A 16,659-nucleotide genomic window follows, 5' to 3' on the forward strand; every position below is an offset into this window, starting at 1 on the left:
AACCCAGTCCCTAGATAAATCTATTTTTATATAATACTAAGCTTAGGGTGAAAAGTCTAATAGAAAGTAAAAAAATTCCCAAATCATCACAAATAAGAAGTATGGATAATATATTGTAATGTGGAATATGATTACATGAGTATATAGTTATATATAATCAAAGAAAGGGAGAGGATTTTTTATAATGAAAAAAATTGAAGTGTTTGAGGTAGCACTATGCTGCTCTACTGGTGTTTGTGGCCCAGTTGTCAATGAGGATTTACTCAGAATAACGGCTGTAGTTAATAAAATAAATGCCGATGGAGGAAAGGCTGTACGATACAATTTAAACAGTGATCCTGAAATGTATATTAAAAATAGAGTTGTTAATGAACTACTGATGAAAGAAGGGGAAAGTATTCTTCCGATTACATTAGTAGATGGAGAAGTTGCTAAAACGGGAAGCTATCCTTCCAATAGTGAATTAGCAGATTGGAGTGGACTTGATTTACCTTATGAAGCAGCAGCAGGTAGTAATTGTTGTTGCTGTGATTCCTCAGAATGTTGCCCCATCGATCAGAGCTGCCCGATAGACGGGAGTTGCTCTGAGGAAGATGAGTGCTGCTGCAAAGAATGATAAGAGGTGAAGGAATCATGTTACCACTATATGACCCTACCGCACTGGACTTGAAAAAATACCTATTCTTCACTGGTAAAGGTGGCGTTGGCAAGACTTCTGCCGCCTGTGCCACTGCGGTAACACTTGCGGATCTTGGCAGTAAAGTACTTCTCATTAGTACAGATCCAGCATCTAATTTGCAAGATGTTTTTGAAACTAAGCTCGATAATAAAGGGGTACTCATTAAAGATGTCCCTAATTTGATAGTTTTAAACTTAGATCCCATAGAAGCTGCTCAAGAGTACAAAGAATCAGTAGTAGGGCCTTATAAAGGGAAATTACCTGAATCAGTTATTAAAAATATGGAAGAACAATTATCAGGGGCCTGTACTGTAGAAATTGCTGCATTTAATGAGTTTTCTAATTTCCTTACGAATAAGGAATTAGAAGTAAAGTATGACTATATTATTTTCGATACAGCACCTACAGGGCATACACTAAGAATGTTGCAATTGCCATCGGCTTGGTCTAACTTTATTAATAAAAATGAGCATGGTGCTAGCTGTTTAGGACAACTAGCAGGACTTGAAGATAAGAAAGATATGTACAAAAATGCAGTGAATACCCTGGCAGATGCCCGGTTAACTACCTTAGTGCTGGTTGCTAGACCAGAATACTCCCCACTTATCGAAGCCGATAAGACCTCCCTTGAACTAAGAGAACTGGGAATTGATAACCAGCTACTGATTATCAATGGCATCTTTGAAGGGGATGTTAGTTCCTGTGATATATCGAGCAGTCTTCTAGCAAAGCAAACAAAGGCTCTTGAAAATATCCCAAAGGGAATTGGCAATCTGCCAATCTATAAGATTCCTCTGCGTGATTATAACGTTACGGGTATAGAAAGTATCAGGCGAATGCTTACCTCAAAAGCTGCTCTTTCGAACGAAGAAGTTGCCGAGATGAAGGGATATCATAAGCTGAGTGAATTAGTAGCATACTTAGCAGATAACAATAAAAAAGTTATATTCACCATGGGAAAGGGTGGGGTAGGAAAAACCACGTTAGCTGCCAGCATTGCATTAGGTTTAGTGAAGAAAGGGAAAAAGGTGCATCTTACAACAACGGATCCTGCTAATCACTTAAGTTTGTTAGCAACTTCCATGGACGGATACACTTTGAGTAGCATTAATCCAGAAGAAGCTTTAGAAAAATACAAAGAAGAAATCCTAAGTAAAGCAAAAAAAACAATGAGTGAAGAAGATTTGGCTTATATTGAAGAAGATTTGCGGTCTCCTTGCACCCAAGAGATTGCGATTTTTCATGTGTTTGCGAGCATCGTAGATAAGTGTGACGAAGAGGTAGTAGTCATTGATACAGCGCCAACAGGTCATACACTTTTATTGTTAGATGCTACGGAAAATTATCATAAAGAAATTGAAAGAGTACAAGGTATTATGCCTGAATCCGTTATAAAACTGCTGCCTAGACTTAGAAATGCAGAAGAAACTGAAGTAGTAATTATCACATTACCGGAAGCCACTCCAGTCTTTGAAGCCAAAAGGTTAGAAGAAGATCTTACAAGAGCTGGTATCTACACAAACTGGTGGATTATTAACTCTAGTTTCAGCATTGTGAATACAGAAAATAAGTTGCTACAAGCAAAAGCTAAATCTGAAAAGGTTTGGATCAATAAGGTGTATGATATAGCCCGAGGAAATATAGTCCTCTTGCCTTGGTTTTCCGCAGACATTACCTCAGAAGCATTAACGAAGTTTCTTGAGTAAAGATTACCTCCGATTGTGGATAGACTCTACAATCGGAGGTAATTTTTATTCAAGAATTTTAATTATACAATTATTACTAAATAAAGAGAAACTATTCAGTACTGGTGAATAATAAATCATTTAGGTAATTTTAAAATGCAGAATAAATCATATAGTTTGGTGCAAAATAATAGTTAAATAAGCAATAAACCTCGTTTGGAGGAAAAAATGAATTTGAGTTTAGAAACTATTATTACGATAGTATCCATTGTGATTACGTTATTATTATTGATCTTTGTGGTAGATTGGCGGTATTTTCGCGATTGGATCGTCGTATTTTTATTTAAATCTTGTCTTGACTTTCTTTGGGGGAGTCCTGTTGTAAATCTGAAGATGTTAGATTACCCCATTAGGTTACTACCTGAATTCTATAATACCAGCATACTATTTGAAATTTGGGTATTTCCTACTTTGTGTGTGTTATATAACCAAGTTACCAGGGAACGGGGCTTTTGGCCAATCATTGGTTACTCGGTATTATTTAGTGCGGGTATTACGGCCATCGAATATCCTCTTGAATTATATACCGATCTAATTGAGTATTTAAATTGGACGTGGTTCACTACTTTTTACACCCTTAATATTACATTTTTATTATCTAGGACTTTTATTGCCTTTTTTCGCTGGGGGTGTGACCATTTTAATACTCGATAATATACTAGTAATGAAGAAACGAATAAGTCAATTCAAAGAGTTGGATGCTTTTAGCGTTAGGTAATCATAATGTTTGGTGAAAATAAAAGCTTTAAAGAACCTGGTCGTTCTTTTTTTTTGAAATTAAAAGTCAAATAGTCAAATTAAAAACATTGACTATTAATGCGGAATTTTGGTAAACTAGATGTAGGGGTTAATTGGAATGAGTTCAAAGATACTTTCTTTCATTATGACTACTTTGAAAGTGGGTGAAGGACATGAAGTTTATTGACTATTATGAAGTGCTAGGTGTAACCAAAAGCGCTACTGATAAAGAAATAAAAAACGCATATCGTAAATTAGCTCGGCAGCATCATCCTGATTTGCATCAAGGCGGCGATCGGAAAGAGGCGGAAGAGAAGTTTAAAAAGATAAACGAAGCTTATGAGGTATTAGGCGATAGTGAAAACCGCAAAAAATATGATATGTTAGGGCAGAATTGGCGGGGTGGTCAGGAGTTTCAACCACCACCTGGCGGAACTAGCTATCAGACGTATCATATGGATGGAATGGACGACTTTGGCTTTAGCGATTTCTTTTCTTCTATTTTTGGGCAAGGGTTTTCCCAGCAGCGGGCAGGAAATGCTGGCAGATACCAGACAAGGCAGCCAGGACAACAGCAAGGGGAAGATGTGGAAGTCGAAATTAGCCTAACGATAGAAGAGTTGATTGCAGGAATTGAGAAAGAGATTCAGGTTGGTTTACCAACTGTCTGTAGTACCTGCGAAGGCCGTCGTTTTGCTGGAAATGGCATATGCCCTGCTTGCGGCGGCATGGGAGTGATTGAAGAAACTAAAAAATTAAAGGTCAAGATTCCGAACAAGACCTATCCCGGTACTGTATTACGCTTAAAAGGCCTAGGCGGGAAGGGACTCAGAGGAGGACTGACAGGTGACTTGTATCTTCATGTGCAGGCTAAGTCTCATCCAAAATGGCAAATCGTAGATCAGATTAGTATGGAAGGTGAGTTGTTTATCTATCCTGAACAAGCCGTTTTAGGGGACACTGTATCCATACCTACACCTGATGGCACTCTAGAAATAAAGATACAACCAGGAATTCGTTCCGGTCAAAAACTGCGCCTTAAAGATAGAGGGTTTAAAGGGAAGGATGGTACCTTAGGTGATTTGTATATAAAGGTTTATATCGATATACCAGGTAATCAAACTCCTGAGGAAATTGAACTTTATAAAAAGATCTCTGCATTAAGGCAAAAATAAGATCAAGTAGGGCTTATATAGAATCACTTATTGTTAGTCTGCCAGAAATGGGATATAGGGCATATCCCATTCCTGGCGATTGGCCTTATCGATATTTATCACTTATATAGAAAGATTATTGGAGGGGATTTATTATGGGACAAGAAAAATATACACAAAGGGCAATGGCTGCTATTTCAGAGGCACAGCAGTTAACTGCTTTACATTATCACCAAGAGATGACTACACGTCATTTATTGTTGGCATTAGTAAAAGAAGAGGACGGGATGATTGGGCAGATTCTTGCCGAATGCAAGATTGATGAAAAACTTCTCAAAGCTAAATTAGAAAAAATCATCAGCAATCAGCCTTCTGTCCGTGGACAAGAAGGTGGTCTGCGGATGAATACAGCTATGATCCGGGTATTAGGGTTAGCTGAGAAAATAGCTGCTAGTATGAAGGACGAATATGTCAGCACTGAACATTTATTACTGGCTGTTGTGGATGATGGTGATAGTGATGTAGTGGAGGTTTGCCGGGAATTTGGACTGCATCGCAGCCGTATTCAGCAGATTATAGCAAACTACCGTAAGGGGCAACGGATAACGAGTGACAACCCAGAAGAGGGTTACCAGGCCTTGTCCAAATATGGACGGGATTTGACAGAGATGGCTAAACAGGGAAAACTAGATCCGGTCATTGGGCGGGATGAGGAAATTCGCAGGACGGTAGAAATTTTGTCTCGCCGTACCAAGAACAATCCAGTGCTCATTGGTGAGCCTGGTGTGGGGAAAACAGCGATTGCCGAAGGATTAGCTCGTCGTATTGTAGCTGGAGATGTACCAGAAACTCTGAAGAATAAAAGTTTATATTCCTTGGATCTTAGTTCCTTGGTAGCTGGCGCCAAATACAGAGGAGAATTTGAAGAACGTCTAAAAAATGTCTTAAATGAAATTGTTAAATCGGAAGGGAAAATCCTACTGTTTATTGATGAACTTCATACCGTAGTGGGTGCTGGAGCTTCTGAGGGTTCGATGGATGCTGGCAATATCTTAAAACCTATGCTGGCTAGAGGGGAACTGCGCTGCATCGGTGCTACGACCTTAAATGAATATCGCAAATACATTGAAAAAGATGCTGCCTTAGAACGGCGTTTTCAGCCAGTTATTGTTGATCAGCCGACAGTTGAAGATACGATTTCTATTTTACGCGGTTTGAAAGAACGTTATGAGATTCATCATGGCGTTCGAATTAAAGATTCGGCACTTGTTGCTGCAGCTGTATTATCTGATCGTTATATCTCTGACCGGTTTTTACCTGATAAGGCAATCGATTTAATGGATGAAGCAGCTGCTAAGCTGCGTACTGAAATTGATTCTATGCCTAGCGAATTGGATGAAATTTTGCGACGAGTAATGCAGCTGGAAATTGAAGAACAAGCCCTTAAAAAAGAAAGTGATGCTTCTTCCGTTGAAAAATTGGCTGGTATTGAGGAAGAATTGAAAAAACATCGTCAGGAAACTGATGTCTTAAAAGCCCAGTGGGAAGGGGAAAAACAAGCGATTTTACGTTTGCGAAGTCTTAAAAAGGAAATTGAAGCCGTCAAGAAAGAAATGGAGATGGCAGAGCGAGCTTATGATCTCAATCATTTAGCGGAGCTAAAGTACGGTAAGTTACCAGCATTGGAAGAGCGTCTGAAGAAGGAAGACGAGCTTTTGAATCAAAAACATGATCATAAGGTTATGTTAAAAGAAGAAGTAGGCGAAGATGATATTGCTAAGATTGTTAGCCGTTGGACAGGGATACCTGTCAGTCGTATGTTAGCTGGCGAACGAGAAAAATTGGCGAATTTAGAAACCATTCTCCATGAGCGGGTAATTGGACAAGATGATGCTGTGCAGGCCGTAAGTGAGGCTATCATTAGGGCAAGAGCAGGGATTAAAGATCCAAACCGTCCGATTGGTTCCTTCATTTTTCTTGGTCCAACAGGGGTTGGTAAAACAGAATTAGCGAAAACATTGGCGGAAGTATTGTTTGATGATGAACGCAGCATGATTCGTTTGGACATGAGCGAATATATGGAAAAACATACAGTAGCGCGTTTGGTTGGTGCACCTCCTGGGTATATAGGTCATGATGAAGGTGGGCAGTTGACGGAAGCAGTACGTCGTCGTCCTTACAGTGTGATCTTGCTAGATGAAATTGAAAAAGCCCATAGTGATGTATTTAATATTTTGTTGCAGGTGTTAGATGATGGTCGTCTGACAGATGGGAAGGGGCGGACCGTAAACTTTAAAAATACAGTTGTTATCATGACATCCAATCTTGGTTCAGCTGAAATCTTGCAGCATGAGTTTGAAGTGGCAAAAGAAAGAGTACTTAGTATGCTGAAAACACACTTTAGACCGGAATTTTTAAATCGTATCGATGATGTCATTGTCTTTAGTGCTCTGACAAAAGAACAAGTAGGCAACATAGCTGACATCCTATTGAAAGGGCTAAACAAACGTTTACAAAAACAGATGAATATTACCTTAGATTGGGACCAGTCCGTATTAGCACTCTTGGCGAAAGATGGTTATGATCCAGCATTTGGTGCTCGACCACTTCGTAGGCAAATTAGCAGGGCAATTGAAACGGAATTGAGTAAAAAAATTGTCCGGGGAGAAGTTATGGAAGGCAGCACTGTAAAACTTAACGTGCAGGCAGGAGTTATTACCTTGTCTAATGGATAAAAAGGCAAAAGAGACTTGATACAATTGTATCAAGTCTCTTTTTTGCGGAAGCAGAAAGTATACAAGCCAAGTCTTTTCTTATGATTAACACTGTCATAAAACAACGGCAAAATCCTGCAAAGAAGGTTCTGTTCCAGAACTTTGCCAGAGTTTTATTAGGAAGTCTGCTCTCGAACCAATACACATTGCTTGAAAACATCCCCCTGGCAGTTTCGGCAGTAACTTTGATTGACATTTTCTAGCGCGTAAGTTATTGCATGATTTGTATGAGGGAAGAAATGGTGCGCGCCAATTCTTTTATAAAGTCCTGTGCTTTTCAACTTTTTCTCCGGTTGTTGATTTAAGCCGCACACTAATACCATAGTACCTTTCTTTTGCAGAGTTTCAACAATGGTGCGCAAATGATTTTCACCTGTAATATCAATCAAAGGAACTTTACTCATACGTAGAATAACAATTTTAGGATCATAGTGAATGGTATTCATGATGCTTTCCGAAAACATTTGCGCTGCTCCGAAAAATAATGGACCTTCAATACTGTAAATACTAATTTGTGAGCAATCCTGGGAGTTGGGCATGTCTTGATCCAAAACTTCGACTAGGTTGTGTTCCTGGTCAGGGATAACTTGCGTTACTACCATAGCCTGACTCATTCGTTTAACAAAAAGTACCATGGCTAGTAGCAAGCCGATTTCAACTGCAATTGTTAAATTAGTCAGGACGGTGAGAAAAAATGTAATCAGTAATACGCCAGCACTAAAAGTTCGGACTTTTAGGATACCAACAAAAGCTTGATGTTGACTCATGTTGTAAGCAACAATCATCAGTACTGGGGCCATACTCGCAAGGGGGATCAGACCGGCATAGGGTGCAAGAACTAACATGGCCACTAAGACAAAAAGGGCGGAGATGACGATGGAATAACGAGTAGCAGCTCCTGATTTGATATTGGTCGCAGTGCGGGCGATAGCACCAGTTGCAGGAATGCCTCCGAACAATGGAATAATCATATTCGCCAAACCTTGTCCCATTAATTCTTTATTACTATTATGTTTGGTGCCTGTCATACCATCTGCAACAACAGCGGACAGTAAGGATTCAATGGCGCCTAATAATGCAATGGTAAGAGCTGGTTGCAGAAGTAACTGTAATTTATCTAGGGTAAAATCAGGAAACCTCATATGGGGTAAATTTCCAGGGATTCCACCGAAAGCAGAAGCTATGGTAGTGACATCATTGGGGAAAAATACGGAAGAGATGACTGTTGAAGTGATAAGTCCGAGAAGAGAACCGGGGACCTTAGGTAAAAATCGAGGTGTAATTAAAATAATTGCCAAACAGATGACAGCCGTAAGCGTGCTATAAGGATTTATTGTATTAAGGTGGTTAAGAATATCCTCCATAGTAGCAAGAAAGCTCTCATGGCGTTCTAGGCCTGTAAGACCAAGAAAATTAGCGATTTGCCCTGTAAAGATGTTGACGGCAATGCCCGCTGTAAAGCCTATGGTTACTGAACGAGGGATAAATTTAATCAGTGAGCCCATATCGAAGAGTCCCATAATAATAAGGAGTATTCCAGACAAGAATCCAGCAATGAGCAGGTTTTCATACCCGTATGTCAATACGATAGATAGTAGGATAGGAATAAAGGCACCAGTAGGGCCAGCTACCTGATATTTGCTGCCACCAAAAAGAGCGACAATGCAAGCTGCAATAATGGTAGTGTAGATTCCGTTTTCGGGATTTGCACCAGAGGCAATGGCAAAGGCCATGGCAAGTGGTAGTGAAATGACGCCAACAGTAAGACCTGCTAGTAGATCCTTTTTGAAAAAACTAGTAAAATAACGCTTTAGTGGTATTCTAATAGCGCGTGTCATGGTAAAGTCCCCTTTCTCTTTAACAACAACTGATAGACCATTATTATACACCCATATAAAAAAAATGTGCAATAATAATATATTGATATTTTCATTAATACATAGTACTATATATTCAAATAATGTTATATCCCTATATTTGAATATGTAGGATATGCGTTGGGATAACAAAGGAGAAGTTTATGAATAGAGAGGTTCAACAGTTTAAGGCTGACTTTTTTAAAGCATTATCTCATCCATTGCGCGTTAGAATCTTAGAGTTTTTGTGCGATGGAGATAAGAATGTCAATGAACTACAGTCATTATGCGGAGTCGAGGGAGCAGCGGTTTCCCAGCAATTGGCGATTCTACGCAATAAAAATATTGTTACAACTCGGAAAGAAGGAACAAGAGTACTTTATTCCCTGCAAGATCCAATGATAGAAGAATTATTAAAAATAGCACGTCAAATTTTTAATAATCACCTAATTAATACGATTAGCATGTTAGATCGTTTTCAAAAAGAGTCCTTATTGTAGTGAAAAAGATTTACAGTACTAAAATTAATCCTCTTAGGTTGACAATCTAAGAGGATTAATTTATTATATAAAATGATAATGATTATCAATATCATAAAATATCACAAAGGGTGGATGAAATGAAAAAAGTTATAGCAGTGACGTTAGCTAGTTTAAGCGTATCTTTAACTTCAGTGGCTTTTGCCGCGCCAGCTGAGTTATCTGGTGATGTATCAGTTAAACTAGCGAGGGAGACAGCGGAAGGCAGTCCTAATATTTCTGGTGGTATCTATACTTTCAAGCTGAAAGGAGAAACCGATTTAGGGGCTGGTTGGTCATTGTATGGACGTCTTGGTGGCCAATACGCATCGAAACCTTCCCTTGGAGATTTTAATGGAGATACATATGGAGCAGAAAAGAAAGGCGTGATTGCCTTTGATCAATTTGGGGTGAATTATAAGAAAGACCAAGTTGTCTACAAGCTTGGGCGCCAAGATGCAACAGTGGGGGCAATGGCTCTTTTATATAGTAGATCGGATTCTAATATTGGCAAAAATGTTTTTGTTGATGGCTTGAGTGCTTCTGGTAAAGTGGGTGTTGTTGATGTATCAGCCCTTTTTGCCAAGGAAGATAACATAGGGTCAGAGGACAATAAAATATATGCAATTCGGACTGGCTTTAAGGCAAACGAAGATCTAAGCTGGGGAGTTACATTAGGACGATACCAATATAATGGTGGCGAAAGCACTAATCATTGGGCAGCTGATGGAACCTATAAATTTGGGAAAAACAGCGTAACGGCAGAGTTTGCAAAATCAAGCAGCAATGTAGATAACAAAGCCTACGCAGCAAGCTTCAACTATGGCTTCAATGATAAAACGGCAGCCTATATCACTAACTTTAGGGTAGAAACTAATGGCGATATGGGCGGACAGAGTGATTTTGATAATGACAACAAAGGTTTTTACTATGGTGTAACCCATAAGTTAAGTGAAAACCAAGAACTAGAGCTTGTTTACAAAGACCAAAAACAAATCAGTAATGGACAGCATAATACGAAAGTGGAAGCAACATTCACTCATAGCTTCTAAGGACTTATTTTAGAAATTTAAAATGAATTATTAATAAATACCCAAAAGGACGCAGAGATTGCGTCCTTTTGGGTATTTATTAGTTGATCTAGGTTACTATAGTTCTTTACTAGGAATAACTTCTCTAACTGGTTTTACTCTAATGCCTTTCGTGATATACAAACCGGCAAATATAGTGGCGGCACCAGTAAATTGCAGCCAACCAAAACTTTCGCCAAGAAATAGATAACCAATTGTGACGGCAAAGACGGGGGGCAGATTATTATACAAGGATGCTGTTGTACTGCCTAAGATTCCCGTTCCCCAAATCCAGAGGCAATTGCCTAAACAAAGGGGAAAAAGTCCAGAATAGAAGATGCTGGCCCAGCCAGGCCAAGGCACAGACTGCCAATCCATTTTGAGCATAGAAGGCAGTGATACTAGTAGGAAAAGTATTGTAGAATATAAGAGGATATAAGCGGTGACTTGATAAGCTGAATAGGTACTGAGGAGTCTCTTAGAAAAAACGGTATAATAACCATAGCTCATTTGGGCGGCAAGCAGCATAATGGCCCCAATAAGGTGCTCGCCTGTAAGGCTGATTTCTTTGCCAGTCCCAGCGACCATAATAGCTACCCCTGTAAGTGAAACAAAAATACCGATGATTGCTGCTGAATGAATCCTCTCCAGTCGATGAAAGTGATTAATAATAGCCACACTTACTGGTAAACAGCCAAGAATGAGGGATGCATTCCCTGCGGTTGTAATTTGTACACCGGCGGTAAAGAAAATTTGAAAGAAGAAAAAACCTAAACTAGAAATCAGTAATACTTTCCAGTCTTCTCGCCTCAGAGGATGCCAGTTTCCCATGCGTTTTAATACTACCCAACCAATAACTAATGCCACCAACATACGTGTGGCATTATAGGCCATGGGATCTACGTATAAGAGACCAATCTTCATTGCCGGTGGATTGATGCCCCATAGTAGGGCAACAAAGGCCAAAATCATATGAACTTGTATTCTGAAACACCTCCAATGTTCTTTCGTAATTGAATAGATGTTTAATGGGGGATTACATACTTAGTGTATTCAAATAAGGAAAAGCAGTTCCAAACCAATTGGTTTGGAGCTGCTTTTTGAGTTACTTATTTAAAAACTTTAATTCGTTCTTCTAGTGGTTTAAATTCCTTATCACCAGGTTGGGCAGTCGTTTTGCCAAAAGGCATTTGAGCAATCAGTTTCCAAGTAGATGGAACATTCCACTGCTGGCTGACTTGATCCTCGATGAGAGCCCCATAATGTTGTAAGGAGGCACCCAATCCTTCTGCTTCTAATCCTGTCCAAACAACAAACTGTAACATTCCAGAAGCGTGATGTGACCAAATGGGGAAATTATCTTTATAGAGAGCGAATTTGCTCTGTAGTTCTTTTATAACAGTTTCATCCTCAAAGAATAATACGGTTCCATAGCCGCTCTTAAAGGAATTTATTTTTTCTTCAGTAGGGGCAAAAGCATCTGCGGGAACGATCTTTCGGAGGGCTTCTTTTGTAATATCCCACAATTTATCATGTTGTCCTCCTAATAAAAGAAGCACTCTCCCACTTTGTGAGTTGAAGGCAGAGGGAGTATGTTTAACAGCAGCTTCAATTACTTCCTGTATTTTTTCATCGGAGATAACTGATTCTTTGCTAAGACCATATACCGAACGTCTTCCTTGTAAAGCTGAGTAAAAATCTTTGGACATTATCAACACCTCATCCATAGTTTTAATTTATTACCTATATTATACCACTTTTCCTAATAAATAATAGTTATTTTTTAATAATTCTAGGAGAGTAATTTTCTTTTTGCCAATTCTTGCTCGGCACTTACTAGTTGAACACACAGAACGACAAGCTCCATCGCTTGTTTTAGCTCTGATATTGGGGGAAAGGTAGGAGAGAGACGAATGTTTTTATCTTCAGGGTCATTGCCATAGGGAAAGGTAGCTCCCGCAGGTGTGAGCAGCACTCCAGCAGCGGCGGCCGTTGCAACTATCTTTTGAGCACATCCTGGCAATGTATCTAAACTGATAAAGTATCCACCTTGTGGCTTACTCCAAGAAGCGAGATTTTTATCGCCTAACTCAGATTCTAAAATCTCCAGCACGATATCAAATTTAGGTTTAATGATTGCTGCATGCTTGTGCATATGTGTTTCTATTCCTGCTTGATCTTTAAAGAAGCGAACATGGCGCAACTGATTTAGTTTATCAGGTCCAATGGTTTGAATATTGAGATGCTTTTTAAGCCAATTGATATTATTAGCGCTGCTAACGAGCATCGCAATACCGGCACCAGGAAAGCTAATTTTGGAGGTGGAGGCAAATTCGAAGACCCGATCTGGGTGACCTGCTTGTGTACAAGTCTTTAAAATATCTAGTAATTGATCGGGAGTGTTTGTAAGATGGTGTACGGAATAGGCATTATCCCAGAAAATCCGAAAATCAGGTGCTTTCGTCGGCATTGCGGCCAATCGCCTTACGACTGAATCAGAGTAGGTAACGCCAGTAGGATTACTATATTTGGGCACACACCAAATTCCTTTAATCGCTGGGTCTGCTGCAACTAGTTTTTCCACTTGTTCCATATCTGGTCCATCTGCTTGATAATCAACAGGTATCATTTCAATTCCCAAGTGCTCGCAAATGGCAAAATGCCGATCATAGCCTGGACTTGGGCAGAGAAATTTAACGGTTGGTAATTTGGCCCAAGGTGTTTCGCTTTCTAAAAAACCGTGCAGCATAGCACGAGAAAGAAGATCATGCATCATGGTTAAGCTCGAATTTCCCCCAATCATAATTTCTTGGGGGTTAGCATCTAACATCCAGGAAAATAGTTCTTTTGCTTCTGGAATACCATCCACGCCGCCATAGTTTCGACAGTCAACGCCTGCTGCAGTTTTGTAGTCAGTTTTGCTAAGGCTCTCCAAAAGATCACTAGAAAGATCTAGTTGATCTGTACAGGGTTTGCCTCGTGACATATCTAAATTTAATTTTTGAGCTCGGAAGTCCTCGTATCGATTGGACAATGAGGAATAGTATTCTTGCAAGGTTGTATCATTCATAATTTTAAAATCCATTCTATGTATCGCTCCTTCCAGTTTTTTTCATTATATGAGAATAAGTTAGTCTTAGGCAATAGGTTTTGGGGTTAGAAAACCATGTATTATGAATACGTGAATTTAATCCCATTTAGAAATAAAAAATGAAAAGACAAATACCCTGGAAGTAAACCTTTCAGTAGTTTGTCTTTTCATAACTAAATATATTAATTAATGACCTGACTACGCTGTAATATTTCTCGTAATATGACTTTCTTTTCCTCTGTAAGTTGAATTTATTTAATTCACCCAATGTATCCAGCGAGTGCTGATAAACGGTGGCTTAAATGTAAAACTTCAGTAAGTGCTTTTTCATGGTTTTCGGTTTGGTGGCTTTCGAGTAAGGTTGCAGAAATAGCAGCAATGATTTTTCGTTCCCTATTATAAATAGGGGCTGCTACGCAAGAAAAGCCCATCGTAGATTCTTGGTATTCCATAATATACCCTGTTTGATGAATGAACTGGATTTGCTGCCACAAATCAGCAAGGGTTTTGACAGTGTAAGGTGTTTTGGACTCTAGTTGAGCTTCAGGAAATAAAACACGAAGTTGTTCGTAGGAAAACTGGGATAAGAGGATTTTTCCCATGGCAGTTGTATGGGCGGAAAAACGTGTTCCAGGAAAGGTGGAAATGCGTATCGGTTTATTCGCATCCCTTCTGCCTAAGTAGATAATGTCAGTGCCGTCTAAAATGGAAAGCTGGATGGTTTCATTAATTTTATCTACTGACGATTGGGATTCTATATTGAATTGCTCTAGGAGATCAAACTGTCTAAAATACAAAGTACCTAAAGAACCTAACTTTGCACCAAGGGAGTAGGTATCGCTTTTGTTTTTACAAATCAAACCTAAGCAAGATAAGGTATTTAGTAAAGAAAATAATGAGCTTTTATTAATATCCAATGTTTTTGAGATATCAATTAGCCTAAGTTGACCAGGCTTCTCGCCAATTAAGGTTAGGATAGCTGTCCCGCGTTCGAGAGCAGGAACCCAATATTTTTGCTCCATAACGTATTAATTCCTTTTTGGTTTATTATAATAAACTTGGTTTATGAAATGCCATATGTTAAAGTTACATCATATGGTAAAAGAAAGCAAGGTATTTTTCATAGTATAATAAGTTCTTGGAAAAGCCTTTGCAGGAGTTTTACATTTTCATGGTGTAAAATAGTGTTGTAATGAGATGTTCTACTTATTAAGTAAATGGATAAGTGAAAAGGCAGTAACAATGAAAGGGCTGAGTGTTATGATCATAGTAAGTGCTTGTTTAGCTGGAGTAGAGTGCAGATATAATGGATCTTCCGCTACCATTCCTAAAGTGGTAGATCTGGTGATAAAGGGAGAAGCTATCCCAATTTGTCCAGAAGTACTTGCAGGCTTACCAACACCACGTCCACCAGTGGAACAAGTGAGTGGGAAAATTGTTTCGGAAGCTGGGGAAGATCAGACGGAAGATTATATAGCAGGAGCAAAAATAGGACTAGAGATCGCATTATTAAGTCACTGCAAGAAGGCTATTTTGAAATCAAATTCACCTACCTGTGGATGCGGACGGATTTATGATGGAACATTTTCCGGGAAATTAGTGCAAGGAGAGGGCGTCTTTTCGAAGCTTCTCAAGGAAAGTGGGATTGAAGTAAGTACAGAAGAAATTTTTATAAGTGCCTAACAATATAAAAAAATAACACGATTTCAAAAGGAAACGCCTGCAAAAATCAAATGAGATTTTGCAGGCGTTTGCCTTGACTCACTGGAACCGTCCCCGTGATTCTCATGATTACATCCTTATGGTGCTTTGGGAGGTTGACGTAATATTATCTCTGTCGTATAATTACCTAGGTAATTAATTGCTGAGGGTGGAAGGTAAGCTATGTTTTTATATGGTCATAGAGTCAATCAGTTAGCCCGGTTGTTCATGAAGCGATTTAATGAGGATTTGGTGAACACGGGGCTTTTTAGTTCCCAATGGGGCTTTATTTTATATTTGTATGAAAAAGGTTCCAGTACACAGAAGGAATTAAGTGAATATCTAAGCATTGAACCGCCGACTGTCACAAGAACCTTAGCCCGTATGGAAGAGGCTGGCTGGGTTATCAAGGAGGAAGGCAGCGATCGACGAGAACGCAAAGTGCGTTTGTCACCTCGTGCTTATGAGCAGTTTTCCCTTTGGGATCAGATCTCAGATCAATTGGAAATCAAAGCTCTTACTTCTATCGATAAGGCAGATTTAGAAGTGTTTACTCGGGTGTTACAGCAAATGAAGGACAATCTTCAAGAATAAATGAATAGTAAAGGTAAAGAAGGAAGAAAATGAAACAAGAGGATAACACGGAAAAAACCTCCCTACGGTCAAATATTATCCTATTGACTGCAAAGGTAGTTATATTTATTTTAGGTATATTTTTTCTGACATTGGGAGCGGCCGCGTTAATTACGGCGAATTTAGGCGTGGCATCTTGGGACGTTCTGCATATTGGACTCGCAAAACAGGGGGTACTATCGATTGGGACCTGGGTGCAAATCATTGGTATAGGCATGGTTTTATTAACAGCACTTTTAGAACGTAAGCAGCCTCAAGTTGGTAGTGCGGTCAATATTCTTTTGATCGGTTTTTCTCTCAATTGGATATTAGGCAGTCATATACTGCCTGCGGCAAATGCGTTATGGAAGAGCATTCTACTGCTCTTAGGCGGCGTCTCTTTGATGGGCTGGGGATCAGGTATGTATGTGGCTACTGAGCTTGGTGCCGGACCAAGGGATGGCTTGACTTTGGTATTAGCTACTATGTCGGGGAAATCTGTGCGTTTAGTACGTACGTTTCTGGAAGTAACTGCATTATTTTGTGGTTGGATTGCTGGCGGGCCCATTTCTATGGGAACATTCATCGCTGTATTTCTAGTGGGTCCTATTATGCAAGCTTCATTACATTTCTGGCGTCGGCAAATTGATAGTTTAGAAAGTACGGTAATGGAAGAGGCTTCAGAAGGGGAGATCAGCTAGTTAATGATTTATTTTTTTGT

15 protein-coding genes are annotated in these 16,659 nt (G+C 39.4%); 10 read left to right on the forward strand and 5 right to left on the reverse strand.

What is annotated here, in order from left to right; translation table 11 throughout:
• Window positions 1-184: 184 nt before the first annotated feature.
• From arsD to clpB, 5 genes are all read left to right on the forward strand, one after another.
• Complete coding sequence (gene arsD, locus QSJ81_RS05515) at window positions 185-616, forward strand: arsenite efflux transporter metallochaperone ArsD (RefSeq protein ID WP_285716418.1); 432 nt, start codon at window positions 185-187, stop codon at window positions 614-616.
• Between the two features lie 17 nt (window positions 617-633).
• A complete protein-coding gene (gene arsA / locus QSJ81_RS05520; protein WP_285716419.1) occupies window positions 634-2,385 on the forward strand; it encodes an arsenical pump-driving ATPase in 1,752 nt (583 codons plus the stop codon).
• A 207-nt stretch (window positions 2,386-2,592) separates the two neighbouring features.
• A complete protein-coding gene (locus QSJ81_RS05525; protein ID WP_285716420.1) occupies window positions 2,593-3,078 on the forward strand; it encodes a CBO0543 family protein in 486 nt (161 codons plus the stop codon).
• Window positions 3,079-3,335: 257 nt separating this feature from the next.
• Window positions 3,336-4,337, forward strand: coding sequence for a DnaJ C-terminal domain-containing protein (locus tag QSJ81_RS05530; RefSeq protein WP_285716421.1), 1,002 nt, complete (start codon window positions 3,336-3,338; stop codon window positions 4,335-4,337).
• Between the two features lie 134 nt (window positions 4,338-4,471).
• Window positions 4,472-7,051 (forward strand): ATP-dependent chaperone ClpB, encoded by a 2,580-nt coding sequence (gene clpB / locus QSJ81_RS05535; RefSeq protein ID WP_285716422.1) that lies wholly within the window; start codon window positions 4,472-4,474, stop codon window positions 7,049-7,051.
• A 155-nt stretch (window positions 7,052-7,206) separates the two neighbouring features.
• Here clpB and QSJ81_RS05540 read toward each other — a convergent pair whose 3' ends face one another.
• A complete protein-coding gene (locus QSJ81_RS05540) occupies window positions 7,207-8,928 on the reverse strand; it encodes a SulP family inorganic anion transporter (RefSeq protein ID WP_285716423.1) in 1,722 nt (573 codons plus the stop codon).
• A gap of 182 nt (window positions 8,929-9,110) precedes the next feature.
• Between QSJ81_RS05540 and QSJ81_RS05545 the strand changes: the two genes are divergently transcribed.
• Window positions 9,111-9,446 (forward strand): ArsR/SmtB family transcription factor, encoded by a 336-nt coding sequence (locus tag QSJ81_RS05545; RefSeq protein WP_038672568.1) that lies wholly within the window; start codon window positions 9,111-9,113, stop codon window positions 9,444-9,446.
• A gap of 119 nt (window positions 9,447-9,565) precedes the next feature.
• A complete protein-coding gene (locus QSJ81_RS05550) occupies window positions 9,566-10,516 on the forward strand; it encodes a hypothetical protein (protein ID WP_285716424.1) in 951 nt (316 codons plus the stop codon).
• 96 nt (window positions 10,517-10,612) lie between these two features.
• Here the strand turns inward: QSJ81_RS05550 and QSJ81_RS05555 are convergent, their stop codons facing one another.
• The 4 genes from QSJ81_RS05555 to QSJ81_RS05570 form a co-directional block, all read right to left on the reverse strand.
• Complete coding sequence (locus tag QSJ81_RS05555) at window positions 10,613-11,506, reverse strand: DMT family transporter (RefSeq protein ID WP_285716425.1); 894 nt, start codon at window positions 11,504-11,506, stop codon at window positions 10,613-10,615.
• Between the two features lie 137 nt (window positions 11,507-11,643).
• Window positions 11,644-12,243 (reverse strand): nitroreductase family protein, encoded by a 600-nt coding sequence (locus QSJ81_RS05560; RefSeq protein WP_285716426.1) that lies wholly within the window; start codon window positions 12,241-12,243, stop codon window positions 11,644-11,646.
• Window positions 12,244-12,326: 83 nt separating this feature from the next.
• Window positions 12,327-13,619: an aspartate aminotransferase type Ic gene (locus QSJ81_RS05565; RefSeq protein WP_285716427.1), complete on the reverse strand. Its 1,293-nt coding sequence runs from the start codon at window positions 13,617-13,619 to the stop codon at window positions 12,327-12,329.
• Between the two features lie 266 nt (window positions 13,620-13,885).
• Window positions 13,886-14,647, reverse strand: coding sequence for an IclR family transcriptional regulator (locus tag QSJ81_RS05570; RefSeq protein ID WP_285716428.1), 762 nt, complete (start codon window positions 14,645-14,647; stop codon window positions 13,886-13,888).
• A 220-nt stretch (window positions 14,648-14,867) separates the two neighbouring features.
• On the opposite strand from QSJ81_RS05570, the gene QSJ81_RS05575 reads away from it, so the two are divergent.
• The 3 genes from QSJ81_RS05575 to QSJ81_RS05585 all read left to right on the forward strand — a co-directional run bounded on the left by QSJ81_RS05575 (window position 14,868) and on the right by QSJ81_RS05585 (window position 16,639).
• A complete protein-coding gene (locus QSJ81_RS05575; protein WP_285716429.1) occupies window positions 14,868-15,308 on the forward strand; it encodes a 2-thiouracil desulfurase family protein in 441 nt (146 codons plus the stop codon).
• A gap of 201 nt (window positions 15,309-15,509) precedes the next feature.
• Window positions 15,510-15,920, forward strand: a complete 411-nt coding sequence (locus QSJ81_RS05580; RefSeq protein ID WP_285716430.1) for a MarR family winged helix-turn-helix transcriptional regulator — start codon at window positions 15,510-15,512, stop codon at window positions 15,918-15,920.
• Between the two features lie 29 nt (window positions 15,921-15,949).
• A complete protein-coding gene (locus tag QSJ81_RS05585) occupies window positions 15,950-16,639 on the forward strand; it encodes a YczE/YyaS/YitT family protein (protein ID WP_285716431.1) in 690 nt (229 codons plus the stop codon).
• The last annotated feature ends 20 nt before the right edge of the window (window positions 16,640-16,659 follow it).

This window comes from Pelosinus sp. IPA-1, from assembly GCF_030269905.1.
In the GTDB taxonomy this organism is placed as follows: domain Bacteria; phylum Bacillota; class Negativicutes; order DSM-13327; family DSM-13327; genus Pelosinus.